The 25,408-nt window shown below is 69.4% G+C and carries 24 protein-coding genes and 2 pseudogenes; 16 read left to right on the forward strand and 10 right to left on the reverse strand.

Annotation, left to right across the window (positions count from 1 at the left end; translation table 11 throughout):
• Window positions 1–12: 12 nt before the first annotated feature.
• From Aco04nite_RS25420 to fxsT, 7 genes are all read left to right on the forward strand, one after another.
• On the forward strand, window positions 13–1,107 hold the full coding sequence (locus Aco04nite_RS25420; protein WP_438874939.1) for a glycosyltransferase family 4 protein: 1,095 nt from the start codon (window positions 13–15) through the stop codon (window positions 1,105–1,107).
• Window positions 1,104–3,296: a hypothetical protein gene (locus tag Aco04nite_RS25425; RefSeq protein WP_244876281.1), complete on the forward strand. Its 2,193-nt coding sequence runs from the start codon at window positions 1,104–1,106 to the stop codon at window positions 3,294–3,296. The genes Aco04nite_RS25420 and Aco04nite_RS25425 overlap by 4 nt, the downstream gene beginning before the upstream one ends.
• Before the next feature lie 153 nt (window positions 3,297–3,449).
• Complete coding sequence (gene pyrG / locus Aco04nite_RS25430; protein WP_212999772.1) at window positions 3,450–5,174, forward strand: CTP synthase; 1,725 nt, start codon at window positions 3,450–3,452, stop codon at window positions 5,172–5,174.
• Window positions 5,171–5,752 carry an NUDIX domain-containing protein gene (locus Aco04nite_RS25435; protein WP_212999773.1) on the forward strand — a complete coding sequence of 194 codons (582 nt, stop codon included), beginning with the start codon at window positions 5,171–5,173 and terminating at the stop codon, window positions 5,750–5,752. Before pyrG ends, Aco04nite_RS25435 begins: the two co-directional genes overlap by 4 nt.
• A 64-nt stretch (window positions 5,753–5,816) precedes the next feature.
• Window positions 5,817–6,404 (forward strand): DUF1707 SHOCT-like domain-containing protein, encoded by a 588-nt coding sequence (locus Aco04nite_RS25440; RefSeq protein ID WP_244876282.1) that lies wholly within the window; start codon window positions 5,817–5,819, stop codon window positions 6,402–6,404.
• Between the two features lie 84 nt (window positions 6,405–6,488).
• The gene (locus Aco04nite_RS25445; protein WP_212999774.1) at window positions 6,489–6,803 is read left to right on the forward strand and encodes a hypothetical protein; all 315 of its coding nucleotides are present in this window, start codon (window positions 6,489–6,491) and stop codon (window positions 6,801–6,803) included.
• 372 nt (window positions 6,804–7,175) lie between these two features.
• A complete protein-coding gene (gene fxsT / locus Aco04nite_RS25450) occupies window positions 7,176–10,619 on the forward strand; it encodes an FxSxx-COOH system tetratricopeptide repeat protein (RefSeq protein WP_212999775.1) in 3,444 nt (1,147 codons plus the stop codon).
• 54 nt (window positions 10,620–10,673) lie between these two features.
• On the opposite strand, the gene Aco04nite_RS25455 is transcribed toward fxsT, so the two are convergent.
• A complete protein-coding gene (locus Aco04nite_RS25455) occupies window positions 10,674–10,850 on the reverse strand; it encodes a hypothetical protein (protein ID WP_212999776.1) in 177 nt (58 codons plus the stop codon).
• Window positions 10,851–11,137: 287 nt separating this feature from the next.
• On the opposite strand from Aco04nite_RS25455, the gene Aco04nite_RS25460 reads away from it, so the two are divergent.
• Window positions 11,138–12,253, forward strand: coding sequence for an effector-associated domain 2-containing protein (locus Aco04nite_RS25460; protein WP_212999777.1), 1,116 nt, complete (start codon window positions 11,138–11,140; stop codon window positions 12,251–12,253).
• On the opposite strand, the gene Aco04nite_RS25465 is transcribed toward Aco04nite_RS25460, so the two are convergent.
• Window positions 12,250–14,046, reverse strand: coding sequence for an HEXXH motif domain-containing protein (locus Aco04nite_RS25465; protein WP_212999778.1), 1,797 nt, complete (start codon window positions 14,044–14,046; stop codon window positions 12,250–12,252). The genes Aco04nite_RS25460 and Aco04nite_RS25465 overlap by 4 nt on opposite strands.
• A 378-nt stretch (window positions 14,047–14,424) precedes the next feature.
• Between Aco04nite_RS25465 and Aco04nite_RS25470 the strand changes: the two genes are divergently transcribed.
• The gene (locus Aco04nite_RS25470) at window positions 14,425–15,246 is read left to right on the forward strand and encodes a CAP domain-containing protein (protein WP_212999779.1); all 822 of its coding nucleotides are present in this window, start codon (window positions 14,425–14,427) and stop codon (window positions 15,244–15,246) included.
• Window positions 15,247–15,342: 96 nt separating this feature from the next.
• On the opposite strand, the gene Aco04nite_RS25475 is transcribed toward Aco04nite_RS25470, so the two are convergent.
• The 3 genes from Aco04nite_RS25475 to Aco04nite_RS25485 are packed head-to-tail and all read right to left on the reverse strand — an operon-like array spanning window position 15,343 to window position 17,319.
• Window positions 15,343–15,723 carry a hypothetical protein gene (locus Aco04nite_RS25475; protein ID WP_212999780.1) on the reverse strand — a complete coding sequence of 127 codons (381 nt, stop codon included), beginning with the start codon at window positions 15,721–15,723 and terminating at the stop codon, window positions 15,343–15,345.
• Window positions 15,724–15,727: 4 nt separating this feature from the next.
• On the reverse strand, window positions 15,728–16,153 hold the full coding sequence (locus tag Aco04nite_RS25480) for an RDD family protein (protein WP_212999781.1): 426 nt from the start codon (window positions 16,151–16,153) through the stop codon (window positions 15,728–15,730).
• A gap of 20 nt (window positions 16,154–16,173) precedes the next feature.
• Window positions 16,174–17,319: a cellulose-binding domain-containing protein gene (locus Aco04nite_RS25485; RefSeq protein ID WP_212999782.1), complete on the reverse strand. Its 1,146-nt coding sequence runs from the start codon at window positions 17,317–17,319 to the stop codon at window positions 16,174–16,176.
• 175 nt (window positions 17,320–17,494) lie between these two features.
• Here Aco04nite_RS25485 and ald point away from each other — a divergent pair, with 175 nt between their 5' ends.
• The 4 genes from ald to Aco04nite_RS25505 all read left to right on the forward strand — a co-directional run bounded on the left by ald (window position 17,495) and on the right by Aco04nite_RS25505 (window position 21,252).
• The gene (gene ald, locus Aco04nite_RS25490) at window positions 17,495–18,610 is read left to right on the forward strand and encodes an alanine dehydrogenase (protein WP_212999783.1); all 1,116 of its coding nucleotides are present in this window, start codon (window positions 17,495–17,497) and stop codon (window positions 18,608–18,610) included.
• Complete coding sequence (locus Aco04nite_RS25495) at window positions 18,607–19,536, forward strand: site-specific tyrosine recombinase XerD (RefSeq protein WP_212999912.1); 930 nt, start codon at window positions 18,607–18,609, stop codon at window positions 19,534–19,536. The genes ald and Aco04nite_RS25495 overlap by 4 nt, the downstream gene beginning before the upstream one ends.
• Window positions 19,537–19,647: 111 nt before the next feature.
• On the forward strand, window positions 19,648–20,580 hold the full coding sequence (locus tag Aco04nite_RS25500) for a ParA family protein (RefSeq protein WP_203843321.1): 933 nt from the start codon (window positions 19,648–19,650) through the stop codon (window positions 20,578–20,580).
• A 3-nt stretch (window positions 20,581–20,583) separates the two neighbouring features.
• Complete coding sequence (locus Aco04nite_RS25505; protein ID WP_212999784.1) at window positions 20,584–21,252, forward strand: zinc metalloprotease; 669 nt, start codon at window positions 20,584–20,586, stop codon at window positions 21,250–21,252.
• Here the strand turns inward: Aco04nite_RS25505 and Aco04nite_RS25510 are convergent.
• Window positions 21,190–21,648 carry a GNAT family N-acetyltransferase gene (locus Aco04nite_RS25510; RefSeq protein WP_212999785.1) on the reverse strand — a complete coding sequence of 153 codons (459 nt, stop codon included), beginning with the start codon at window positions 21,646–21,648 and terminating at the stop codon, window positions 21,190–21,192. The genes Aco04nite_RS25505 and Aco04nite_RS25510 overlap by 63 nt on opposite strands.
• Before the next feature lie 43 nt (window positions 21,649–21,691).
• Between Aco04nite_RS25510 and Aco04nite_RS25515 the strand changes: the two genes are divergently transcribed.
• A complete protein-coding gene (locus Aco04nite_RS25515) occupies window positions 21,692–22,261 on the forward strand; it encodes an isochorismatase family protein (protein WP_212999786.1) in 570 nt (189 codons plus the stop codon).
• Here Aco04nite_RS25515 and Aco04nite_RS25520 read toward each other — a convergent pair.
• Window positions 22,242–22,721, reverse strand: coding sequence for a GNAT family N-acetyltransferase (locus tag Aco04nite_RS25520; RefSeq protein WP_244876299.1), 480 nt, complete (start codon window positions 22,719–22,721; stop codon window positions 22,242–22,244). The two genes, Aco04nite_RS25515 and Aco04nite_RS25520, sit on opposite strands and share 20 nt — an antisense overlap.
• An 81-nt stretch (window positions 22,722–22,802) precedes the next feature.
• Between Aco04nite_RS25520 and Aco04nite_RS49055 the strand changes: the two genes are divergently transcribed.
• Window positions 22,803–23,345, forward strand: coding sequence for an NUDIX domain-containing protein (locus Aco04nite_RS49055; RefSeq protein ID WP_244876283.1), 543 nt, complete (start codon window positions 22,803–22,805; stop codon window positions 23,343–23,345).
• A 196-nt stretch (window positions 23,346–23,541) separates the two neighbouring features.
• On the opposite strand, the gene Aco04nite_RS25530 is transcribed toward Aco04nite_RS49055, so the two are convergent.
• Window positions 23,542–23,709 carry a hypothetical protein gene (locus tag Aco04nite_RS25530; protein ID WP_212999788.1) on the reverse strand — a complete coding sequence of 56 codons (168 nt, stop codon included), beginning with the start codon at window positions 23,707–23,709 and terminating at the stop codon, window positions 23,542–23,544.
• Window positions 23,710–23,822: 113 nt separating this feature from the next.
• On the opposite strand from Aco04nite_RS25530, the pseudogene Aco04nite_RS50045 reads away from it, so the two are divergent.
• A pseudogene (locus tag Aco04nite_RS50045) lies at window positions 23,823–23,960 on the forward strand (helix-turn-helix domain-containing protein); the annotation flags it as partial.
• A 260-nt stretch (window positions 23,961–24,220) separates the two neighbouring features.
• Here Aco04nite_RS50045 and Aco04nite_RS25535 read toward each other — a convergent pair.
• A pseudogene (locus Aco04nite_RS25535) lies at window positions 24,221–25,186 on the reverse strand (MFS transporter); the annotation flags it as partial.
• A gap of 34 nt (window positions 25,187–25,220) precedes the next feature.
• Entirely contained in the window at window positions 25,221–25,355 is a 135-nt protein-coding gene (locus Aco04nite_RS49705; protein ID WP_280519380.1) for a hypothetical protein, read from the reverse strand.
• Window positions 25,356–25,408: the final 53 nt, after the last annotated feature.

Raw genomic sequence — 25,408 nt, forward strand, 5'->3', positions numbered from 1 at the left:
TGGCGAGGATCCGTGGCGCTCGTGCTGGGTTCCAGCACCGGCGGGGTGGGCCGGCACGTCCTGTCGCTCGTGCGCGGCCTGGTCGCCGCGGGCTGCCCTGTGCTGGTGTGCGGGCCCGCCGCCAACGACGAGCTGTTCGGGTTCACGACGGCGGGTGCGGAGTTCCTGCCGGTGGAGATCCCGGCGAGCCCCGGCCCGCAGGATTCCGGCGCGATCCGGGCCATGCGCCGGGCACTGTCGAGCCGGCCCGTCAATGTGGTCCACGCGCACGGGCTGCGGGCGGCGTTCGTCGCCACGCTCGCTCGCCCCGGTGCGCCGCTGATCGTGACGTGGCACAACGCGGTGCTCGCCAAGGGGCTGCGGGGCAGTGCGTCCGCGCTGGTCGAGCGGATCGTCGCCCGCTCCGCGACCCTCACCCTGGGTGCCTCGGACGACCTGGTGCAACGCGCGGTCGGGCTGGGGGCACGCAACGCGCGGCTCTCCCCGGTCGCTGCCCTGGAGACGGCCCCACCCCAAAGATCCCGTTCCGCCGTACGCGCGGAGTTCCGCCTCGCCCCCGCCACGCCGCTGGTCCTGTCCGTCGGCCGCCTGCATCCCCAGAAGCGTTACGACGTGCTGGTCGAGGCGGCCGCGCGGTGGCGTGACATCGACCCCGCCCCGGTCACCGTCGTGGCCGGGTCCGGCCCGAGCTACATGGGGCTCGCCCAGCGCGCCTCCGAGCTGCACGCGAAGGTGCACTTCCTCGGTCACCGCACCGACGTGCCCGACCTGCTCGGCGGCGCCGACATCGCGCTGGTCACCAGCGACTGGGAGGCCCGGCAACTGTTCGCCCAGGAGGCGCTGCGGGCCGGGGTGCCGCTCATCGCCACGGCGGTCGGCGGGCTGCCCGGGCTCGTCGGTGACGCCGCGGTGCTGATCCCGGCCGGTGACGTGGAGGCCCTCGACACCGCGGTGCGCGAGATGCTGGCCGATCCGGAGCGGCGCGCCGACTATGCGCTGCGCGGGCCGCGGCAGGCCGCCACGTGGCCCACCGAGCACGACACGGTGGTGGACGTGCTCGCGGCGTACGCGTCGGTCACCGAGACCAGCCGGGCGAGCCGCGGGTGAAAGCCCTGTTCGCCATCGCCCGGGACCGCCGGGTGTGGGTGCCCTACCTGCTGATCGTGCTGACCGTCGCCGCGAGCCTCGCCGGGCTGACACTGCGCCCGGCCACCGGGGTCTCCGGCAAGACCGCCGACTACGTCATCGTCGCCGGGGCCGCCGGGCTGCGCTGGGACGACCTGGACCCGCAGCGCACCCCGACGCTGTGGCACGAGGCGACCGCGGGGGCCGTCGGCTGGCTGTCCGTGCGGTCGGCCCACGCGACGACCTGCCCCGACGACGGGTGGCTGACTCTCGGCGCGGGCAACTTCTCGGTGTGGAGCACCCGCAACGTCGCGGGGCAGTGCACGGCGATGGCCCCGACCGTGGAGCAGCCCGACAAGATCGGCGCGAACCTGCCGCAGCTGCCCGGCGTGGTGCGCACCAACGACACGCAGCCGTACGGCGCGGTGCCCGGGGCGCTGGCCGAGTCGCAGCGGTGCACGTATGCCGTCGGCACGGGGGCCGCGGTGGCCGCCGCCCGCCCGTACGGCCGGGTCGACCGGTATTCGCCGACCCTGCCCGACGACCTGGCCGGGGTGTTCGACCTGTGCCAGCTCAACATCGTCGACCTCGGCACGGTGACCGGGTCCGGTGCCGCCCGCCAGGCGCAGGTCGCGCAGGCCGACGCGTTGCTCGCCCGGGTCCTCGCCGCCCGCCCACGCAACTCCCTGATGGTCATCGCCGGGGTCTCGGACACCGACACCACCGCGCGGTTGCACGTCGCGATCGCGGAGGGCCCGGGCTGGCAGGGTGGCTGGCTCACCTCCGCGGGCACCGGCCGCGACGGCTACGTCCAGCTGGTCGACCTCGCCCCGACGATCCTCACCGCGCTCGGGCGGGCCGGGCCGGACGGGCTGTTCGGCGGGCGTACGGCCAGCGTCGTCGACGGTCGTGCGGCATCACCGGCCGCCTCGATGCTCGGCTCCCACGACGCCAACCAGCGCGCCGTCGCGCAGTCCGGGGTCACCGGGCGGTTCTACCTCGGCCTGGCCGCGCTGCAGGTCGCGTTGTTCATCCTCGTCGTGCCGCTGATGATGCGCGCGCGCCGGCATGCCGGGCCGACCGGTCCCGCGTCCCCGTCGCGGCTGCTCGTGCGGATCACCGAGGTGCTGCTGATCGCGTCCGGGCTGACCATTCCGGCGGCGCTGCTCGCCGACGCGGTCCCCTGGTGGCGTAGCGGGCACCCGACGCTGGTGTTCGCGGCGCTGACATTCGCGTTCGTCGCGGCCGGTACCGCGGCGATCCGGTTCTCCCCGCGTTACGGGCGCACGCTGTGGCCGCTCGGCACGGTCGCGGCCGTCGCCGTGGTCGTGGTCGGGGTGGACCTGATGACGGGCGCGCAGCTCCAGCTCAACGGCGTGGCGGGGTATTCAGCGATCGAAGGCTCGCGGTACGCCGGGCTGGGCAGCGTCGGGCTCGGGGTGTTCGTCGCCGGGGCGCTGGTCGTGGCGGGGTGCGTCGCGCAGCTCGTACGGCGTCCGTGGCGACCCGTCGTGGTGGTCCTGGCCGGCGGGTTCGCGGTGATCATGGTGGGCAGCCCGTACCTGGGTGCGGACCCGGTCGGCGCCGTAGCCGTGACCGGCGGGGTCTGTGTGGCCGCCGCGATCAGCACCGGCGGCTGGCTGACGTTCCCGCGGTTCGCGTGGGCCACCGTCGCCGGGCTCGCCGTCACCATCGGGTTCGCCGCACTCGACCTGCAGCGCGCGGTTCCGGAGCGGGGCAGTCTCGGTAAGTTCCTCGGAGAGCTGCTCGACGGCACGGCCGGCCCGGCGATGGAACGCGCCGCGGCGTCCAGCGGGCACGCCCTGGACAGTGCCCTGACGATCCTGGCGCTCGCCGGGGCGATGATGCTCGCGTTCAGCCAGTTCTCGGCGTGGGGTGGCCTCAACCGGGTCTTCGGTCTGCATCCGGCGCTGCGGGCGGCGCTGGGCGGCACGACGGTCGCCGTGCTCGGTGCCGGGGTGCTGCAGGGTGCCGGGTTCGCGGTCGCCGGTGCGGCAGCCGCCGTCGCGGTGCCGCTGCTCGTGCTGACCACGTTGCGTGTTCTTGAGCACGCCGCCGACCGGACCCGGCCCGAGGGGGAGACCGATGGCCCCGGCGGGCCCGGCCTTATCCGCCGCGTGCCGGACAAAACGGACGTTAGCGCCACTTGAGACACGCGCGACGACCAGCCCGAACGTGCGTCGTCCCACCAAGGTGTTATCGTGAAATCCCGTGGATGGCGCCTGCTTTGAGCTCTGCTTTCTGGGGAATCTGGGGTCGGCGTCGGTCTGCAACTTTATTTTGACCGACCACGGGAGCAGGCCTTGGCACCTTCAGTGCGCGAGACGCGGCACATCTTCGTCACCGGAGGCGTTGCCTCCTCGCTGGGCAAGGGCCTCACCGCCTCCAGCCTCGGCAACCTGTTGACCGCACGCGGGCTGCGGGTCGTCATGCAGAAGCTCGACCCCTATCTGAACGTCGACCCCGGCACGATGAACCCTTTCCAGCACGGAGAGGTCTTCGTCACCGAGGACGGCGCCGAGACCGACCTCGACGTCGGTCACTACGAGCGCTTCCTCGATCGCCCGCTGTCGGCGAAGGCGAACGTCACCACCGGCCAGATCTACTCGGCCGTCATCGCCAAGGAGCGCCGCGGCGAATACCTCGGCGACACCGTGCAGGTCATCCCGCACGTCACCAACGAGATCAAAGAGCGCATCTTCGCGATGGCCTCACCCGACGACTTCGGCCGCGTGCCGGACGTCGTGATCACCGAGGTGGGTGGCACGGTCGGTGACATGGAGTCACTGCCGTTCCTGGAGGCGATCCGGCAGGTACGCCACGAGATCGGCCGCGACCGCGTCTTCTACCTGCACGTGTCGCTGATCCCGTACCTCGCGCCGTCCGGTGAGCTGAAGACCAAGCCGACCCAGCACTCGGTGGCGACGCTGCGCAACATCGGTATCCAGCCCGACGCGCTCGTGTGTCGCAGCGACCGCGAGATCCCGGACAAGCTCAAGCACAAGCTGTCGCTGTACTGCGACGTCGACCGTGAGGCCGTCGTGGCCTGCCCGGACGCCCCGAGCATCTATGACATCCCCAAGGTGCTGCACCGCGAGGGCCTCGACGCGTACGTCGTGCGCCGGCTCGGCCTGTCGTTCCGCGACGTCGACTGGTCCACCTGGGACGACCTGCTCGAGCGCGTGCACCACCCGCGGCGCACGATCACCGTGGCGCTCGTCGGCAAGTACGTCGACCTGCCGGACGCGTACCTCTCGGTCAGTGAGGCGATCCGCGCCGCCGGCTTCGCGAACATGGCCAAGGTGCAGCTGCGCTGGGTCCCCAGCGACGACGCCGACACCCCGGCCGGTGCGGCCGCAGCGCTCAAGGGCGTCGACGGCATCGTGATCCCCGGCGGCTTCGGCATCCGCGGCATCGAAGGCAAGATCAACACTTCCCGGTTCGCCAGGGAGAACGGCATCCCGATCCTGGGCCTGTGCCTGGGCCTGCAGTGCATGACGATCGACGCGGCCCGCAACATGGCAGGCCTCAAGGGCGCCAACTCCCTCGAATTCGACGAGCAGGCCCCCTACCCGGTCATCTCCACGATGGCCGACCAGGAGGACATCGTCGCGGGCAAGGGCGACCTGGGCGGCACGATGCGCCTCGGGGCGTACCCGGCCGCGCTGACCCCGGGGTCGCTGGTCGCGGAGGCGTACGGCAGCGAGGAGATCTCCGAGCGTCACCGGCACCGCTACGAGGTCAACAACGCGTACCGCAACAAGCTCACCGACGCGGGCCTCAAGTTCTCCGGCACCTCCCCGGACGGCCGCCTGGTCGAGTTCATCGAGCTCGACCGCGAGCAGCACCCGTTCTTCGTGGCCACCCAGGCCCACCCGGAGCTCAAGAGCCGCCCCACCCGGGCGCACCCGCTGTTCACGGCGTTCGTGAAGGCCGCGGTCGACTACAACGCTGCCGACGAGCTGCCCGTGCAGGTCGAGCCGTCCGCCGAGCCCGACACCTCGAAGACCGCGGTCGCCGCCTCATGACCGCTTTCGAGCACGAGACCAAGTCGCGTACGGAGCGATACTCGGGCCCGATCTTCACCGTCTACACCGACGAGATCACCATGAGCAGCGGCGGCACCGCCCACCGCGACGTCGTGATCAACAAGAACGCCGTCGGTGTGGTGGCCCTGGACGAGGTCGGCCGGGTGGCACTCATCAAGCAGTACCGCCACCCGGTCGGCACCCAGCTCTGGGAGCTCCCGGCAGGCCTGCGCGACGTCGACGGCGAGGACCTCGTCGCCGCGGCGGCCCGCGAGCTCGGCGAGGAGGCAGACCTCGTGGCAGCCCGCTACGACCTGCTGGTCGACCTGCACACCTCGCCGGGCTTCACCGCGGAGACCATCCGCATCTTCCTCGCCCGCGACCTCTCCCCGGTGCCCGAGGCCGACCGCCACGAGCGCCAGGACGAGGAAGCCGACATCGAACTCGCCTGGATCGAGCTCGACGAAGCGGTCGCGATGGTCCTGCGCGGCGACATCACCAACGCCGCCGCGGTGGCCGGCCTGCTGAGCACGGCCCGCGCCCGCGACGACGGCTGGGCCACCCTGCGCCCCGCATAGCTTCTCCGGGGCCGCCGCTCACCGCGGCGGCCCCCTTCTGTGCGGCACCGCCTAGGATCGCAGCGTGACTACGCCGATGCGGGTACCACCGTCCGATGGAGACCCTTCCGACGATGACCGCGCCCGCGCGGCCGAGGTGCTGCAGCGCGCCTGCGGCGAGGGCAAACTGACCCTCGAAGAATTCAGCGTCCGGGTGGGTGCGGTCTGGGCCGCGGCGACCTCCGCCGAACTCGTGCAGGCCACCGCCGACCTCGCCCCCGCACCGATCGTGGGCTCCGCCACGACGGTCGACCGGGTCGTCAGCATCTTCAGCGACGTCAAACGCCGCGGCCGCTGGCGCCTGCGCTCCCCGAAACTGACCGTCCGCACCGTCTTCGGCGCCACCGAGCTCGACCTGCGCGAGATCCTCACCGACCAGAGCATCATCGAGATCGACGGCAGCTGCACCTTCGGCGAACTCAAAATCATCGTCCCCGAGGGCGTCGAGGTCGACGTGAGCGGCCCGGCCATGTTCACCTCCCGCAACCTCCACCTCGCCCCGGTGCCCCGCGTGCCCAGCACCCCCGAGGTCCGCGTCACCGTCACCTCCTGGTTCAGCAACGTCGAAGTCGTCTCCAAGCCGTACTCCCGCCCGCAGATCTCCGGCAACTGACCCGCCCGGCGGCGGTTGTGGAGACGTTGTGCAGATCGGCGCGAGGACGAGCATTCCCGCAAACCCGTTGTCACTATGCAGCGCATGGATCTCACCGTGTCGCTCTTCACCGCCGCCGCCCTGCTGACCGGCACCGCCACCTTCTTCGTCGTACGCCGTGACTTGAGCCGGGGTGCGGCCACCGGGATCGCCGTCGCCACGGGGTTGGCCGTGGGCCTCAGCTTCATGTTCATCCTGTATCTGGCCGTGGTCGCGTGGGTTGTCGCGATCGGCGCGTACCTGCTGGCCCGTCCCTGGTTGAAGAACCGCAAGCTGGCACTGCTGGCCGGAGCAGCTGCCTACACCGCCGTGGCCGTGCTCTCCGCCGCTGCCTTCGTGGTCGCGCTCAGCAATATGTAGCGAGCAGCCGGTCCCCTTGTCGGCTCGCGGCGTTGGTCAACATTCTGCGATCCCATGGAGCGGACAACGGCGAACTCGGCCCACATCCGGATCGGAAGGCGTATCCGCTGCGTCCGGCGTCGCCGCCGGAAACGCCTGGTGGGCGTTTGCATAGGACCGTCCACTCAGGAGCTGGAGTTCGAATTCTTCTGCTATTCTCTCGTTCGCGGCTGCATAGTCGGCGCAGGGGCAGGTTACCGGTTAACCGCGTGTTGATTGCTTTCCCCGGCGGGCATTGTCGGTTGCCGAAGGTCCTGTGGTGGTCATCTATGGTTTCCTCAGGCGATGACTGACACATATCGGTCTTTACGTTATCGGCACTTTGGGTAGAGCATGGGGTCCATCGACCTTCGTCAGCGCATTGGGGGCTCTGATGTGACTCACGCCGTCAGAAAAGACCCGGCGGCAGAGCTCCGGAAGGCGCTCGTCGCTGCGTTGGTCGACGTGCCTGTCACCCATAGCCTCGCGGACCGGCGCTTGTTGATCAACCTCGTTCGGCGCGATGTGCGGATGTTCCCGGATGTGCCGGAACGCGACCAGGCCCGTACGCATGTCATCGAAATAGTGCTCACCTGCATCGGCACCCGAGGGGCGCTGCGTGCCCTCAAGGAGGCGCTGGCGGTGATGGCGCCGGAGGCGCCGGCCACTCGACTGGTCGGCTCGCTGGTGGAGTCGGCATCGCTGGCCAGTTTGCTGCTGCCCGGTGAGACGCAGCAGGTGCACGAGCTGCTCCGCCGGGCGGCGGCCGAGGCCGACGATCCGGGGTGGTGGCAGCCGCTCGCCCGGGACATCCTGCCGGAGGCTGCGCCGGGCCGGCGGGATTTGGTCCAGGTGTTCGAGGGCCTGGCGGCGCGCAGCGCTGACGACGTGGCGACTGCGCTGATTTTCGCTCACCGTGCTACGGCGGGTCTGAACGGTCCGCTGCGCGTTGAGCTTGCCACGTGGATCGCCGAGGTCGCCGATCGGCTCGAGCTTTCGGATGAGGTCTTCGCCGAGGTGAGGGCGGCGGCCGCCGCCCCGGGTCCACCCCTTGCGGGCACCCTCGAAGCGGCAGATCCGGAGGGTGGCGCGTCGGTCTCGGAAAACGGACGATTAAGTGCGTTACTCCCGCAAAATGGGGTAATGTTGACGCCTGAAATGCAAATAAATCTCGGGTCATCTCACGATGGTCTCGACGTGGGCGCCCCGGATGCGGAGGTCGAGGCCGCTTCGGTGACTCATGGCGACATGAGCGTTGAGAATGGAGAAGATATGGCTCAGGTCGCCGACACGAAGCAAGACCTGGAGAAGCTTCCCCAGGTCTGGGGTGACGTGCCGCAGCGCAACCCTGACTTCACCGGGCGTGGTGAGTTTCTCGACAATTTGCACCGCGAGCTGAGTATGCGCCGCGAAACCGCGGTTCTGCCCCAGGCGATTCACGGAATGGGCGGCGTCGGTAAATCTCAGATCGCCATTGAATACGTTCATCTGCACAGCAGCGAATTCGACCTCGTGTGGTGGATTCCCGCCGAGGAGATCGGCCAGATTTTGACCTCGCTGACCAAGCTCGCGCAGCGACTGGAGCTCGATGTCAGCCCCGAGGCCAACGCTGCCGTCCCGGCGGTGAAACAAGCGCTCAGCACCGGAGGCACGGCCTATCGTGACTGGTTGCTGATTTTTGACAACGCCGAAGATCCGGTGGAGGTGCGGAAGTTCTTCCCCACCGGTGGTGCCGGACGCATTCTCGTCACCTCACGCAACCCGGAATGGGAGCGTGGCACCCGTGCGCTGGAGGTCGACGTGTTCACCCGCGAGGAGAGCATCGCTTTCCTGCGGAACAGGAACCCCGACCTCGCGGACGGCGATGCGGACAGCCTGGCGGTGGCACTCGGCGACCTGCCGCTGGCGATCGAGGCGGCCTCCGCCTGGCGCGCGACCACCGGCATGGACACCACGGAATATCTGCGGCTCCTGAGCGAGAAGCGGCTCGAGCTGTTCGATGTGGACCCACCACCGGACTACCGTCTCACCGTCCGTGCGGCATGGAGCATGTCCCTCGAGAAACTCACCGTCGACAACCTTGCGGCGCTGCAACTTCTGCAGGTCTGTTCATTCCTTGCGCCTGAGCCCATCTCGCGCAATCTGTTCACCGGTTCGAGCGCGGCCGAAATCACGCCGGAACTCGACGCGACGCTGCGTGACACCTACAGCACCGGCCGGGTGATTCGCGACATCCTGCGACTGGGGCTGGCGAAGTACGACCACCGGGACAACACGCTGCAGATCCACCGCCTCATCCGCCTGGTGCTGACGGACAGCATGGATCCGGATCAGCAGCACCTGATGCGTCAGGGCGCACATACTCTGCTGGCAAATGCGAACCCGAACGATCCGGGCGGTCGGAAGCAGTGGGACCGATACGGCGCCCTGCGCGCGCACGTCGATGCCTCCGGCGCGGTCGCATCGCCCGATCCGCGGGTCCAGGATCTCGTTCTCGGCGTGATGCAGTACCTCTTCTACTTCGGTGACCACGAGGGCAGCGAGGCGTTGTCCGCCCAGGCCCACGTTCATCGCGTCATGGACCGGGGCCCCGCCGACGGCCATACCTTGCGCGTCGCGAAGTGGCTCGGCTGGATGTATTTCGTCAATGGTAAATACCGGGAAGCGCGGACGCTCAACCAGGAAACGCTGGAGCGATACCGGCAGACGTTCGGCGGCGACGACGAGGGCACCCTGGATGCGATGTGGGTCGTCTCGGCCGACCTGAGGGCGGGCGGCGATTTCAAGGCCGCTAAGGAATTGGACCGCAGTGCGGTCGATGTCGCCCGGCGCGCGTTCGGCATGGACGATCCCATCACCCTGAACGGCGTGAACAGTTTCGGGGTGAGCCTGCGGTTCCTGGGGGATTTCCGTGAGGCAGAGCGCAGCGACCGGGAGAACTACCGTCGGCGCATCAACGTTCTGGGCACCGATGACAACGCGACGATGCTCTCGCTCTACAACTTGATGATCGACCGCCGTGAGGCCGGCGATTACATGGCCACCCGGCAGGAGCACGAGCTCGCCTACAAGCGCAGCATCGCTGTCTTCGGCCGCGACGCACCGGCGACCCTGCGCATGGGCAGGGCGCTGTCAGTGACCCGCCGCAAGGCCGGCGATCACCCGGGTGCGCTGGAGCTTTCCAGTGAGACCTTCGACAAGTATCAGCGTCGTTACGGGGAGGATTACCCCGACACGATCGCCACCGCGCAGAACCTTGCCGTCGACCTTCGCCACGACGGGGACCTCCAGAGCGCCCAGAAGGTCGGCGAAGACACGCTGGAAAGATACCTGCGGCTCTTCGGCGAGCGGCACACCTACACCTTGTCGGCCAGGACCAATCTCGCGGTGGTGCTGCGGCTTGACGGAGCGGTCGAGAAAGCGCTGGAGCACGACCGGGAGTCGCTGGCCCTGCTGGAGGAGACGCTCGGCCCCGATCACCCGGTCACCCTCATCTGCGCTACCAACTACGCCAGTGACCTGTTCAAGGTGGGCGAGGTTCAAGAGGCCTACGAGCGGGATACCGACACGCTCGCGCGATCGGAACGGGTCCTCGGCACGGAGCACCCGTCAACGCTCGCGTGCAGTGTCAATCTGGCTCTGGATCTGCGGACTGCCGGACGGATCAGCGAGGCGGACCGGATCCTCTCGGACACGTTGGCGAGCCTTCGACGTGCGCTGGGCGCGCGTCACCCGGCCACGTTGAACGCTCTGCAGAATCTCCGGGCAGACTGCGACATCGATCCGATGCCACTGTAGGGCGACGAGCTGTCGGGGGGTGGCGCCGGTGCCCTGCATCGGCGCCACCCCGCTTTAGTCGACGCGCCCCGGAGGCCCCGTTCCCAGGTTTGCGCGGGCATGTTCGAGTTGTTCCATCATTGCCTCCTGCGACGTGGTCAGCAGGCGCTGGTCGGTCTCGCGCAGTTGCCGGAAGGAAGTGGCCGAAAGGTCGATCAGATCCGTTTCAATCTCCGGGGGATCGCGGTCCACGGTGTGGATTCCCTTCTCACGTCAGACCCTGCTCTCACGTCAGACCCTGCGCTTACGTCAGACCCTGCGCTTAAGTCAGAACCAGTGGGGCTTGAAGGCCGTCACGGTGGCGCCCCGAGTTCCGGTCATTCAGCTCTGTCAGTGTCTCATACGCGCGGGTCACCGAAGGCACTATTCAGTGGTGGTCACGCGTGAGCAAAGCTCGATAGAGTATTCACGCCGTGCCGCGCCGAATCCGGTGCGAATTAGCTGGGGTGAGCGGGGGAGACACGCCGATGCCCGGGGAAGTGACGATCGGAATCGTAACTGCGATAGCGGTCGAGCTTGCCACGGTGCGGGCGGTGCTGGACGAGGTGCGGGATCTGCGGGTGGCCGGCGATCCGGGCCACTACTGCGTGGGGGCGTTGCCGAGTGCGGACGAGGGCACGCCACATCGGGTCGCGGCGGTGATGCTGACCCGGGACGGCACCCGGAATGCCGCGGCGGCAGTTGTCGACATGGCCCGGTCGTTTCCGTCAATGCGGGTCGTTGTCATGTGCGGCATCGCGGCGGGGTTGCCCGCGGCCGGGGTGCGGCTGGGTGATGTCGTCAGCGCTACCCAGGGCATTGTCGACTACGGGCATCTGCGGGCCACCAATGGTTACCGTGAGCTTCGCCGGGCGAGCGGGGACATCTCCACCAGGCTGCTAGCCGCTGACAACCAGCTCGCCGTCGGGCAGCACCGCGGACAGCGTCCCTGGGAGCCGGTGCTGGCGACACTCGAGCGTGCCAACGCCACGTTCCGGCGGCCGTCGCCGGAGGGCGGGCCACCTCTGGTTCACCGGGGTGCGATCGGCAGCGCGGATGTGCTCCTGCGGGACGAGGGTCTGCGCGACGGGCTCGCGGACGCGCACGGCATCATCGCGTTCGAGATGGAGGGGTCGGGGATCTCCGTCGGCGCTGCTCTGCACGGCCGGGAGTGGTTCATGGTGCGGGGGGTCTCCGATCTGGCCGACGACCGTAAGAACGACGGATGGCACGGCTGCGCGGCGGCCGGGGCGGCGGCGTACGTTCGTGCCCTGCTCGGGGTGGTCCAGCCTGTTCCCGCAGTGGAGAAGGCCGCCGGCCGGCCGGGGCGGGTTGCGGCACTGGCCTTGATCGTGGAGGCGATGCTGGCAGTACGGCTGGTCCGCGACGAGCATGAGCGGCGGCTGCTCGTGGATGAGCTGCCCACATATATCCGCTCGGTGATCGCCTACAGCCCGACGGCGCGGACGCATGTCATCTCGATCGTCCGGGCGTGTGAGGGTTTCGAGGAGGGCCGGGCCGCGTTGCTCGCAGCGGTGGGGCTGCTGCTGGGTGCGGAGACGGCGGAGTTCGCACACCTCGAGGAGACCGTCCGGCAGAACTGGAACGGTGTTTAACGGTCGTGCCAGGTTTGGCTCAGCCAGGCTGCCAGCGCGACGGGATCCTTGACGAAGTCGTCGGTCCCGGCGTGGATCGCGCGGACCAGCGAGGGATGTTCAGCCAGTGTCCGTCCCGCCGGGCCGTCGAGGGCGACGCTGAGGCCGCTCCAGGCGTCGAGGTCGCCCGAATCATCGATGATCCGGCGGGCGTAGCGGGCCGTGGCAGTGGGCTTCTCCCCGGCCAGCAGGGCGGCGTCGGCGTCGTCCACGCCGAGGGCACGCAGCCGGGGCGTCGGTGTCGCGTCGCCCCGGGTGGCCCAGCGCCGGGCCAGGGCAAGCTGCCCCTGCGACCAGCGCTTGTCGCCGGCGACGACGTGGTAGCCCGGGTCAAGCAGCGGCGCGGGGTCGCCACGTGACCAGGCGGTGGCTAGTGGCCCGATCGATTCGGGGGCGGGGGTGAGGTGCCGGATGCGCCAGCCCGCGCGGTGGCGGTCGGTGACGACGCCGGCGGCGTGGAACGGGGCTCCGGTGGTGATGTCGCCCGACCATCCGGCGACCCGGTCGGCGAGGCGGGCGATGAGTTGTGTGCCGACCTCGGTGAGCCGTCCGGACGCTGCTGCGACGCTGATGGCCAGCTCGGCCTGGCGGCGGGCATGGAGATATTCGAACTCGGCCACGACGTCGTGGTGCGCGCGGGCTTCGTCGCGCCAGAAACCGGCAATATTGACAAATGCATATATCCCCTGGACAAATCCGGGAAAGCCACGGGGGTCGTCGCGCCAGGGGGCGTAGAAGATCTCGTCGTCGCCGCCGGTCGTCACGGGTAGCAGGTGGAGGAGTGCACCCAGCTGGATGTGCGCATGCTCGTGGACCAGTGCGACTGCGAGGGAACGTGCGTCGTACGGCTCGGAGACCAGCACGCTGCCGAATGCCTCCCCGGTCGAGGCGCTGCGGGTCACATTCCCGCCGTCGTCGGCGAGCGGCACGATCGAGAGGATGGCCGACGCCATGGCCTGCGCGCTGGTGCGGTGGGTGGTGCAGAGGATCTCCCACGCGCCGGCTGTCAGCGCCGTCCACCGGTCGGCCTCGGCCCGGGGCAGACGGCGTGGCTCGGCGGGATCACCGAGGTCCCGGAACGGGTCCAGATCATCTAGCGTCACGTTCAGCGCAGGGTCGGTGCCGAGACTGAGTTGTCGCAGCTCCCGCCATCCGGTGTCGTCGGCCGGTGCTTCCCCGTCGACCGGGCGCCGGATGACGGTTCCTCCGCAGCGCAGCGTCACCTCGCCGGCGTGTGTCTCCGCCTCCACGACGGTCCACCGGGTATGGGCGGGGAAGACCGCCGCCCCCAGGCCCGGGAGCATCGCCTGGCCATCACGGGCGGGAATGAGCGTCGTCCAGTCGTGGCCGTGCCTTACGGCGGCGACGAATGCCACCGCGTGCAGCACTCCCGCATCCACCCATAGTGGTGCGTCGGACTCGACGAACCCCAGGGAGCGGCGCATCAGGTACGCGGCCCACGCTCCCACCTGGGGGTGGAGCAGAACGTCCCGGATGATGTCCCGATCGTCGTCGTCGACCTTCTGCAGCAGGTCGAGGGCGTGCGCCGCGGGTGGCAGGTTGCCGAGGAACTCCGGCCGGCCGGTCAGGAGATCGGTGACGGATTTGACGATCAGCAGCCGGCGGCTGAATTCGGTAATGCGGAGTTCGTGGGTGAGTTCCGCGCTGCCCTGACCGCGATAGAGCAGGTCCAGGTGGGACTTTTGGAGGCGATGGTTCGACAACGGCATCGGTCCCCCCAGCGACAGCGTCATGCCCTGACGTCGACGACTCTCAATGCGCCGGGCAAGCTCATGATACGCACGGTGGGCGAATGCCCATACTTATTCACGTAAGTCAATTCGGCGAAGCCGCCGCCGCCGTCGAAATGGGGCGAATTCCGGGAATGCGGTAACTGTAATTCCCGGGCGGTGGCGGGTGGTCGTGATGCCGCCCGCGCCCGGCGGGCCCGCGGTGGCACGTCTACCCGGCCCGGACGCCTCGGGTGCGTAAGGGCAATCAATCTTTAAATCTTCTTCAAAGAAGAGGTACGCCCGTGGCGCGCTCCCGCATAGTCGAGCGCGCCACCCCCCAGCCCGCGGGAGTCACCGCCCGCCCGATCGATGAGGTACATCGTGTCTTCGCGTCACCGTATGCCGATCAAGCGGACCCGTTACATCGTGCTCGCCACCTGCACCCTCGGGCTGCTCGGGGCCGGTGCTGCCGGTGTCGCGTCCGCGCAGACGACCCATCATCGGCCGCAGGCTGTGCGGCATGCGAATCCGTCGCTCGGGGCGGCGACGAACACGGTCAACGCCTCGCGGGGGCGGTATCACCCGCGGCCGACGAAGTCTGTGACGAGCAAGCCGACGGCCAGCCCGTCCGCGACGCCGACCAGTCCCGCGCCGACGACGGTCGCCCCGACGACTGTCGCTCCGACTACGACGGCGCCCACGACCGCGCCTGCCACCACGGCGCCGACGACTCCGCCGGCCACGAAGCCGCCGGTCACTGTTGCGCCGACCACCGCGCCGACGACTGCGCCGCCGAGCGGGGATGCTGTGCTTGATCAGGTGCTCGCGCACATCAACAGTGCGCGGACGTCGAGCGGGCTTTCGGCGTACACGCTGAGTGCTGATCTTTCGAAGGCCTCAGCGGCCCACAGTGCTCTGATGGTCGGGGGTTGCGGGCTTTCGCACCAGTGTGCGGGTGAGGCAGGGCTCGGGGACCGGTTCACGGCGGCGGGGGTGTCGTGGACGTCGGCCGGGGAGAACATCGGTCAGGGCAACGCCGGTAACAACCAGGCGGAGATCATCGCCGCGGCCAACGGGCTGACCGATCTGATGCTGGCCGAGGTCGCGCCGAACGACGGGCACCGCAAGAACCTCCTCAACTCCGGGTTCAAGCGGATCGGGCTGGCGGTCACCCGGGGCGCTGACGGGCGCGTGTGGGTCACGCAGGACTTCGTCAACTGAGAGCGGTAGCTGCCGTTCGGCAACCACGCAACGCTGCACTACTGATCCGTTCAGCTGAAAGGCGCCTGGCCGTGCGGCCAGGCGCCTTTTGCTTGGTCAGCGGTAGCGGCCCAGGCCTACGGCGTCGAACTCGTCGAAGTGGCCGCCGGGGATTGCGCCCAGGTGGCGCAGGGCCTGGGAGATCGGGGTGGGGTGCGTGGGTGGGTCGTCCTCGTCCTGCACGAGGGGGCCCAGGACCAGGTCGCCGCCGGCGCAGACCACCGCGAACTGCGAGCCCGTGCCGGCGAAGTACTCGGCCTCCACGTACGCGATCGGTCCTGCCGCCGACCAGGCCTCCAGCGTGCGGTTGTCGGTGTCACCCAGGCGCAGGTCGGGCGGTATCCGTACGAGAGCCAGGCCCTGGTCGAGCGGCAGCGGCTCCCCGGCCTGTGTCACGACGGCCGGGGAGCCCAGGACGGCCCGCAATACGTACGCCATGAGGTCAGTTGCGGACGACGAGGGTCTTGGCGGCCATGTCGCCGAGGCGGCGGCGGCGTGAGGAGTTGACCACGATGATGAGGCCGACGAGGTAGCCGATGAGGCCGTCGATCAGGCGTAGCAGGGTGCGGACCAGGACCGAGACGAAGTCGGGGCGGCCGCCGTCCTCGTTGACGACGCGGATGCCGGTGACCATTTTGCCGACCGTGCGGCCGAGGAAGCCCTCCATCAGCAGGTAGTAGGCCAGGGCGAGGACGAGCAGGATGCCGCTGCCGCCGACGTCCAGCTGGGTGAGGTCGATGTCCGAGGTGGGGAGGTCGAGGTTGAAGACGTTGCTGATGATGGCGCTGAGGATGCTGAACACGAGGCCGTCGATCAGGGTCGCGACGATGCGGCGGCCGGTCACGTGCACGTTGAGAGAGGGGTTCACCCGCAACAAGGTAGCGAACGTCAGCAGCCGATCCTGGTGGCTGCCACCGCGACGTCGTCGTACCAGAGGGTGTCAGCGCCCTCGCCGTAGCTTTCCCAGCCCAGGCGCAGGTCGGTGAGGCGGGGGCGGTAGGTGCGGTTGAGCCACTGGCTGTCGATGTCATGAGTGGGTACGCCGTCCTGGCGCAGCCCCGGCACCGAGACGCCGTCGAGCCAGGTCTCCATCGTGCCGTCCGCGCCGTTCACGGAGAACTCGACGCAGGTCCAGGTGTTGACGGGCAGCGGGCGGGACAGGGCGACGCCGGCGGGGCTCTGTTCGGGCAGGGTCGCGTCGTCGGAGGCGCGGTTCCATTGCAGGGCGGCGTTCTGGCCGCCGAAGCGCAGGTCCTTGTTGGCGTCGGCGGCGTCGCGCAGGGCCACGGCGGTGGTGTGGGCCACCGGGAGCGCGGTGGTGTGGCGGACCCAGTAGCGGACGTACCAGGCGGTGGCGGCCGGGTTGAGGATGCTGGTGTTGGCCGCGAACACGTGGTTGCAGTAGCCGGCGGCGCCGTTGATGCGCAGCGACGTGGTGCCGGTGTGCGCGACCGCCTTGTCGATGGTCGCGGTGCCCGCCCCGGAGCAGTCGGGGGTGGAGACGGACCAGTCACCTGCCGGCGTACCCGCGGCCTGGTTCTCAAAGCTGTCGCCCGAGCCGGATGAGGGCGGCGGAGTGGACGTAGGCGGAGAGGAAGGCGACGGCGAGGAAGGGGAGGGGGAAGGGGCGGCACCGGAGCAGGAGATCCCGTTCACCGCGAAGTCCGTGGGCGTGGTGAAGGACCCGGTGGAGGTGCCCTGGACGCCGAAGGAGGCCGAGGCGCCCGTACCCAGCGAGCCGTTCCAGGCGACGTTGGTCGCCGTGACCGCACGGCCGGACTGGGTGACGCCCGCGTTCCAGCCCGAGGTGATCTGCTGGCTGCCCGGGAACGTCCAGGTCAGCGACCACGAGGTGAGCGGGGCGGCGTTGTTGGTGAGTTTGATGTCTGCGGTGAAGCCGGTGCTCCACGAGTTCGTGGCCCAGGCGACATCGCAGGCGGTGACGGCGAAGGCGGGTGCGGTCGCATAGCCGGCGGCGAGGACGGTCGCCGCGGCAGCGAGGGTGACACCCAGGATTTGGGAGCGCTTCCACATATAGATGAACGTACATATCAAGAGGTGTGATCGGAAGAAGCGTCCGACACGAGATCTTGATCGGCGGGTAACTGATCGGCAGTATCTTCCACTGAGTGGGACGGTAGTCTGCGAAGCAGCCCGTCTCGGGTATGAGCCATCGATGTCTCCACCCCCGGAAAGGACGGTGTCGGCTGTGAAGGTCGGCATTCCGAGCGAAGTCAAGAACAACGAGTTCCGGGTGGCGATCACGCCGGCCGGGGTCTACGAGCTGAGCCGCGCGGGTCACGAGGTCTTCGTGCAGGCGGGGGCCGGGGACGGCTCCTCGATCGCGGACGCCGACTACGCGGCGGCCGGGGCGAAGATCCTGCCGGGCGCCGACGAGGTGTGGCAGACCGCGGACCTGATCCTCAAGGTGAAGGAGCCGGTCGCGGAGGAGTATCCGCGGATGCGCGAGGGGCAGGTCCTGTTCACGTATCTGCACCTGGCCGCGTCGAAGGAGTGCACCGACGCGCTGCTGGATCGCAAGGTGACCGGGATCGCGTACGAGACCGTGGAGCTGCCCGACCGGTCGTTGCCGCTGCTCGCCCCGATGTCCGAGGTCGCGGGCAGGCTCGCGCCGCAGGTCGGCTCGTACCACCTGATGCGCTCCGGTGGTGGTCGTGGCGTGCTGATGGGCGGGGTGCCCGGGGTCTACGCGGCGAAGGTCGTCGTCATCGGTGCCGGGGTGTCCGGGATGAACGCCGCGGCGATCGCGCTGGGCATGCAGGCCGAGGTGCTCGTGCTCGACAAGAACATCGCCCGGTTGCGTGCGGCCGACGCCGATTACCGAGGGCATCTGCAGACGATCGCGTCCAACGCGTACGAGATCGAGAAGGCCGTCATCGACGCCGACCTGGTCATCGGCGCGGTCCTGGTCCCGGGTGCGAAGGCACCCAACCTGATCTCCAACGACCTGGTCTCGCGGATGAAGCCGGGCAGCGTGCTCGTCGACATCGCGATCGACCAGGGCGGCTGCTTCGAGGACTCGAAGCCGACGACGCACGCCGACCCGGTCTACCCGGTGCACCAGTCGATGTTCTACTGCGTGGCCAACATGCCCGGGGCAGTGCCGCACACCAGCACATATGCACTGACCAACGTCACTTTGCCGTACGCCCTGGAGCTCGCCAACCTGGGCTGGCGCGACGCCGTCAAGGCCGACCCGGCGCTGGCCCTGGGTCTCAACACCCACGACGGCAACGTCGTCTACGGCCCGGTCGCCGAGGCGCACGGCATGACGGCCGTCCCGCTCGCCGAGGTGCTGAGCTGAGCGTTCCCGTTCTGCAGCGGACGGTGCAGACCTATCTCGACCACCTGACCGTCGAGCGGGGCCTGTCCCGCAACACGCTCACGTCGTACCGGCGGGATCTGGATCGTTATCTGGAATCCCTGACCGCGGCCGGGGTCACCGACCTGGCCGCGGTCACCCCCGCCGATCTCACCAGACACCTGCTCCAGCTGCGGGAGGGGTCACCGGAGCATCCAGCGCTTTCGGCCTCGTCGGCCGCACGGGCGATTTCAGCGGTACGCGGACTGCACCGTTTCGCCGCCCGCGAAGGCATCGCCGCGCATGACGTGAGCCGTGACGTCAAACCCCCCACCCCGCCGAAACGCCTGCCCAAGGCCCTCGACGTCGACCAGGTGACGCGGCTGCTCGGCACGGTCACCGGCGACGAGCCCCTGGCCCTGCGCGACCGGGCGCTGCTGGAATTCCTCTACGGCACCGGCGCGCGGATCTCCGAGGCGGTCGGGCTGGCGATCGACGACCTGGACCGCAGCGTGGTGACACTGCACGGCAAGGGCGGCCGGACCAGGGTGGTGCCGCTCGGAACGTACGCGCGTGACGCGCTCGACGCGTACCTGGTGCGTGGTCGTCCTCCGCTCGTGGCCGCGGGCAAGGGCACTCCGGCGGTCTTCCTCAACGCCCGCGGGGGTGGACTGTCGCGCCAGAGTGCCTGGACGATCCTGCACCGCGCCGCGCACGCTGCGGATCTTCCTGTGGACGGTGCGCACGCCGTCTCACCGCATACACTGCGACACTCGTACGCGACACACCTGCTCGACGGCGGCGCCGACGTCCGCGTCGTGCAGGAGTTGCTGGGTCACGCATCGGTGACCACGACGCAGGTCTACACGCTGGTGACAGTGGACCGGCTCCGTGAGGTGTACGCCACCTCCCATCCCCGCGCTCGTTAACCGATAGGCACCAGTGGGCGACACGCCGAACGGGTGACCCCGGATGGGCGGTCCGGGTGGCGTACAGTCGGGCATCGGCTCCGGCTGCGGGTCGAGAGGGGGCTAGAGGTCATGGCAGGTAACGGTGAGCGTGCGGAGGCCTGGACCTCGGCCCTGAGGGAGCAGCAGAATTCCCTCGACCTGGGTGCCGACCTGGGCCCGGCGGATCCCACTGCGTACACGATGCGCCGTCCGATCCCCGAGCCGATGCCTACCGACCGGCACGGCCCTGCGCGGATCATCGCGCTGGCCAACCAGAAGGGTGGCGTGGGCAAGACCACCACGACCATCAACCTCGGTGCCGCCCTCGCCGAATACGGCCGCAAGGTCCTGCTCGTCGACTTCGACCCGCAGGGCGCCTGCTCCGTCGGGCTCGGTGTCAACCCGCACAACCTCGACCTGAGCATCTACAACCTGCTCATGCAGGACGACGTCACCGCCGAGGACGTCATCATCAAGACCGATGTGGCCGGTCTGCACCTGCTGCCCGCCAACATCGACCTCTCCGCGGCCGAGATCCAGCTCGTCAACGAGGTCGCCCGCGAGATGGCCCTCGCCCGGGTGCTGCGCACGGTCCGCAAGGAGTACGACTTCATCCTGATCGACTGCCAGCCCTCCCTGGGCCTGCTGGCGATCAACGCGCTCACCATCGCCCACGGCGTGCTCATCCCGCTGGAGTGCGAGTTCTTCAGCCTGCGCGGTGTCGCCCTGCTGCTCGACACCATCGACAAGGTCCGCGAGCGCCTCAACTTCGACCTCGAGCTCGAAGGCATCCTCGCCACCATGTACGACTCCCGCACCACCCACTGCCGGCAGGTCCTGCAGCGCGTGGTCGAGGCGTTCGGCGACAAGGTCTACCAGACGGTCATCACCAAGACCGTCAAGTTCCCCGAGTCCACCGTGGCCGGCGCCCCGATCACCAGCCTCGACCCGGCGTCGTCCGGCGCCCGCAACTACCGCCAGCTCGCCCGCGAAGTGATCGCCGCGCACGCCGAACGCAGCTGACCCTTGCTGTTCGCGCTCGTCGAGCCGGTGGCGTTCGTCGCCCTGGTCCTCGCGTTCCTGCTGGCCCTGGTCCTGCGCGCGGTCGCGATCCGGGTCTCCGCCCGCACCCTCGGCCTGGTCAACCGCAACGAATCGATCAGCCCCCGCCCGCGCGAGGACATCGACCCGTTCGGCGCGGTCGCCGCCGCCGTGGGTGGCATGGGCTGGGGCAAGGCCATCTCGGTCGACGAGATCCCCCGCTGGCGCGGCCGGGGCCGGGCCGCCGCGGTCTTTCTCTCCGGGCCGCTGACCTGCATCATCGTGGCCCAGTTCTTCTTCCTGGCGTACGCGCTCACGGCATCGGTGAACTACTTCTCCGTCCTGAACCCGTCCGATGTGCTCCGCGGCATCACGATGCCGTTCACCGACCAGCTCCTCGCCTGCTTCGGCGTGGGCCTGCTCACCTTCGGCCTGCTCGCCCTGATCCCCGTCCCGCCGCTCGACGGCTTCGGGGCACTGTGGTCGGCGATGCGCCGGCCCGGCGCGGGTATGCAATGGATGCGCCTGTGGTTCGAGGAGAAGAACATCGGCGTACTCATCCTGCTGGTCTTCTGTTTCTTCCCGTTCTCGTCACCGATCCTGCTGATCATTCTGGACGTGCTGGGCGTACTGTTCCTGCGCCTCTGGGGCTAATTCGTAGCGCCGCACATTCACCCCCGGATCCCACTCGGACTGCTGCGTGCCGACGTGCTGCCACCCGGTCGCCTCATAGAACCGCACCGCCGCGTCGCCCTCGACGACCACCAGCTTCAAATCACCGCGGTATTGGTCCAGAACGTGCCGCACGAGCTGTTCGCCCACTGCCCGGCGCCGCGCATCCACCGACACGAACAACCGCTGGATCTCCCCGTCCTGCACGGCGACATGCCCGGCAACAACCCCGTCCCGCTCGGCGACCCACGCCGTTTCCAAAAGCCAGGACCGAGGATCACCAGGCCAATTCATCGGGTACGCGTCCCGCTCGTGAACCGCCCGCAACATCGCCACGCACACGTCCAGATCAGCAGCCGTACGCCGTCGAATCCTCATCACTTCTTCTTTCCTGTCATAGGGTGCGCCTAGGGTCGATGGCATGACTACGCTCGACAACCGGCCGAACACGGCCCTGCTCGTCATCGACGTGCAGAACGGCGTCGTGACCGGCGCCCACGAACGCGACACTATCGTCGGCACCATCGCCGCCCTGGTCGACAAGGCCCGCGCCAGCGGCACCGAGGTCGTCTGGATCCAGCACAGCGGCGACGATCTGCCCGCCGACAGTGAAGCCTGGCAGTACGTCCCCGAGCTCAAGCGCGCCGACTCCGAGGCCCTGGTCCACAAACGCTACGGCGACTCGTTCGAGGCCACCGACCTGGAGGACGTCCTCGCCGCCCGGGGTGTCGGCCACGTCGTGATCTCCGGCGAGCAGACCGACGCGTGCATCCGGTCGACGCTGCACGGAGCGATCGGCCGCGGCTATGACACCACCCTGGTCGCCGATGCACACACCACGGGCGACCTCACCGAGTACGGTGCACCGACCCCCGACAAGGTCATCGCCCACACGAACCTCTACTGGGAGTACAGCGGGGCGCCGGGCCGCGTCGCCGCGGTCGTCCCGGCCGCCGACGTCGACTTCGCCGCTAAAGTGCCTTCGTCATGACGTGCTCGCGGCGGACGCCGTCGGGCATCAGGTCGCCGAGCTCGCCCAGGTCCTGGAAGCCGTGGCGCTGATAGAGCGCCACGGCGTTCGTGTTGCCCTCCACCACGGACAGCCGTAGCGTCCGCGCGTGTGACTGGCGGGCCCACTGCTCGATGCTGCTGATCAGTCGATCGCCGACGCCCCGGCCGCGGCCCCGCGGGGCCACGTACATCGAGATGAGCTCGACGACACCGTCGTGATCGGTCGCCGTCCCGCTCGCCATGCCGACGGCCTGCCCGTCGAGCAGCACCATGACGTTGTACGAGCCCGGCAGCGCCAGCCGGGCTCGCCAGCGCCCCTCCCGGTCGCCCTCACCCTGCCAGTCGGCCAGCGTGGAGCCGAACGCATAAGCGGCCTCGGTGAGCGCCCGCAGCCGCAATTCCCGCCACAACTTCCAGTCGTCCTCAGCCAGGACCCGCATCTCGATCACGTCGCGAAGAGTGCCGCAGTCACCCGCCCCGGGCAACAAAATATTGTCGTACCCCCTCACTAGGTTGCCGTCATGAGTTGTGAGGAGCGGTATCGGCAGTCGCTGGAGGCTGCACTGGGCGACGCCGGTGCTGCACGGGTTGAGTTCGACGACGTCGCGGGCTGGGCGGCGTCCGCCGGTGCCGGTCCGGAGAATCCACTGGGGGCCGAGGTCTGGGTGTTCGATGCGGACCTGTCGCGGGTCCTGCTGGTGCGCAATCCGTGGCGGGGCTGGGTTCCGCCCGGCGGGAAAGTCGAGTTGGGGGAGACACCCCGCGAGGCAGCGCGCCGTGAGGTGCGCGAGGAGACCGGACAGGATGTCGATCTCCACGCCCTGCCCGCCGCGGTCGCCGTCCGCTCGTACCATCCCGCTCACCCGGCGACCCTGGGACTGTCCTACGTCGCTATCGCCGACCCTGCGGCTCCGCTGACGGCCGAGCCCGGTCAGCCCGTCGCATGGATGAGCCTGGACCACGCGTGGGAGAGCTGCTTCCCCGACGACTTGTTCCGCATGCGCGGGCACGCTCGGTGGTTGGCCGGCTTTTCCGATTCGGCTGCTGCCCCCGGAGCTTCCTGACCTGACTGTGAGGCTGGTGGTGTCGGCTCGTTGATGAGCTTGCCGCTCGTCGCAGTAGATGTGACCCCTAGCCGGTCTTGCGCGGCAGGCCCGGGCCAGACTGGCGCTGCGGGCGACCACGGCCACCACACCGGCTGCGGCGCTCCGGTTGCCGGTGACGGGCCGGTCGGCGTCGGTGGCCTCGAGGATGGACATGTCAGCGCGGCGGGAGGGCGGGCGCGTCTGTGGGGCGGGGAGGGTGGGTGGACGTGTCAGTGCGGTAGGCGGCGGTCATCGCCGGAATGACCGACAGGCCGAACCCGACGCCCCGGACGACCATGACCAGGCAGATCAGCAGGTACGGCGTGGTGGCGGTCAGGAACACGAACGGGATGGTCGAGACCGCGAGGATGACGGCGCCCGTGAACGCGGTGACCCCGGCGCCGAAGCGGTCGGTGAGCCGCCTGGGCCGATCACGTCCACGCCGGCGTCCGTACCGTGTCCCGGCTGTTCCGCGCCGAGACCGGCCTCACCTTCGCCACCTGGCGCGCCCACGTCCGCATCCGCGCCGCCATCCCGATGTTGGCCGGCGGCGTACCGGTCAACACCACCGCCCGAGCGGTCGGCTACCGCAAACCCAGCGCGTTCATCGCCACGTTCCGCCGGGTCACGGGCCACACTCCCGGCACCTACCTGCCCGCACCGCGGCAGGCCTGCCTGGAGCGCCCGGGCCAGGCGGCGACGGTGGACGCCATGGCGAGGACGCCCAGTCCGGCACCAGCTGCGAGCACGACGGCCGGGGTCCAGAGATCACCCAGCGCCTGCACCAGGACCGGGAACGCGAACCCCACGTAGGTCAGCGCGTAGAACACCGCCACCGCAGTCGCCGCATCGGCCGGGCGGGCCAGTGACTGCACGAGTTGCAGGCCGCTGACCAGGAGCAGACCGTACGCGGAACCCAGCAGCACCGCGCTGACGATCAGTAGAACCACCGACGCGGTGGCCGCGGTCAGAGCCGCGACGAGCATGCCGGTGATGACCGCAGCGACGCCCGTACGGAACGGTGCCGCCGGCGAACGCAGCGCGAGCCGCCGCGCCCAGGGCTGCACCGCGATCCCCGTCCCCAGCGTGACCGCCGCCGCAGCGCCACTGCCCACCGGGCCGTAGTCACCCAGTGGGACGAGCACCGGGAGCGCGGCGAGGGCCACCGTTGCGGCCCCGAACACCCACGGCGCCGTCGGGACGACCGCGGTCAGGAAGACCCGGCTGGTCAGCAACTGCCGCAGGGCGAGCCCGTCGCCGGCCGCGGCGCCCTGATGGCCCGGTTCGGGTGCCCGCCACACCAGGGGCAGGGTGAGAAGGACCAGGGCGATGTGGATCAGGTACGACGTGGTGTGCGGTGCGGGAAGCCACTGCACGACGATGCCCGAGACCAGCGGTCCCGCCGCGAACCCCGAGGTCAGGGCGATCGTCGCGCGCCGGGCACCCTCGCCGGGACCGGAGAGCTCCTTGATCCAGGCGGTGGCCGGGCCGAACGCCGCGCCCGCGCTGACACCGACGATGATCCGCCCGGCCAGGATCCCGGGGAACGCGCTGCCCGCGGCGAGGATCACCGCTGACCCCGTCGCACCCAGCAGCAGCGCCGACAACAGCACCCGGCGGCGGCCGAACCGGTCGGAGATGCGGGCCATGACCAGAAGTGCAGGGATCAGGCCGATGGCGTACGCGCCGAACAGCCCTGTGACCTGGACCCTGCTCAGATCGCCGCGGTAGGTCTGCAGCAGCGAGGCGAACATGTTCGCGCCCCAGCCCACGACGAGAGCTCCGGCGGCCGGGCGGCGCCAGGCGGTGTGCGTTGTCATGATCGAGACTCTAGAGACTCAGTAGACCGGTCGTCTAGTCGGTGAGAGCGGCAATACACGCCCAAGCCGAGGTTGCGGTGAGCCCGTCGGTGAGCAGGGTGGAGAGGTAAGCGGTGGCCTCCGCGATCGTGGCCCCGTCCGACACCGTCTCACTGGGCTCTCCGGTCACGGTGGCACCGCATTCGACACATGGCTGACTGAGGTCGTCTACAACCCGGACCA

Origin of the sequence: Winogradskya consettensis (genome assembly GCF_018332715.1) — a bacterium.
GTDB lineage: Bacteria > Actinomycetota > Actinomycetes > Mycobacteriales > Micromonosporaceae > Actinoplanes > Actinoplanes consettensis.

What these genes read in the sequence shown, in the direction of transcription:
- Aco04nite_RS25435 (WP_212999773.1), top strand. Translation starts at nt 5,171, where the DNA reads ATGACCGCTTTCGAGCACGAGACCAAGTCGCGTACGGAGCGATACTCG.
- Aco04nite_RS25445 (WP_212999774.1), top strand. Translation starts at nt 6,489, where the DNA reads ATGGATCTCACCGTGTCGCTCTTCACCGCCGCCGCCCTGCTGACCGGC.
- fxsT (WP_212999775.1), top strand. Translation starts at nt 7,176, where the DNA reads ATGGGGTCCATCGACCTTCGTCAGCGCATTGGGGGCTCTGATGTGACT.
- Aco04nite_RS25465 (WP_212999778.1), bottom strand. Translation starts at nt 14,046, where the DNA reads ATGACGCTGTCGCTGGGGGGACCGATGCCGTTGTCGAACCATCGCCTC.
- Aco04nite_RS25470 (WP_212999779.1), top strand. Translation starts at nt 14,425, where the DNA reads ATGCCGATCAAGCGGACCCGTTACATCGTGCTCGCCACCTGCACCCTC.
- Aco04nite_RS25475 (WP_212999780.1), bottom strand. Translation starts at nt 15,723, where the DNA reads ATGGCGTACGTATTGCGGGCCGTCCTGGGCTCCCCGGCCGTCGTGACA.
- Aco04nite_RS25485 (WP_212999782.1), bottom strand. Translation starts at nt 17,319, where the DNA reads ATGTGGAAGCGCTCCCAAATCCTGGGTGTCACCCTCGCTGCCGCGGCG.
- Aco04nite_RS25500 (WP_203843321.1), top strand. Translation starts at nt 19,648, where the DNA reads ATGGCAGGTAACGGTGAGCGTGCGGAGGCCTGGACCTCGGCCCTGAGG.
- Aco04nite_RS25510 (WP_212999785.1), bottom strand. Translation starts at nt 21,648, where the DNA reads ATGAGGATTCGACGGCGTACGGCTGCTGATCTGGACGTGTGCGTGGCG.
- Aco04nite_RS25515 (WP_212999786.1), top strand. Translation starts at nt 21,692, where the DNA reads ATGACTACGCTCGACAACCGGCCGAACACGGCCCTGCTCGTCATCGAC.
- Aco04nite_RS25520 (WP_244876299.1), bottom strand. Translation starts at nt 22,721, where the DNA reads ATGCGGGTCCTGGCTGAGGACGACTGGAAGTTGTGGCGGGAATTGCGG.
- Aco04nite_RS49055 (WP_244876283.1), top strand. Translation starts at nt 22,803, where the DNA reads ATGAGTTGTGAGGAGCGGTATCGGCAGTCGCTGGAGGCTGCACTGGGC.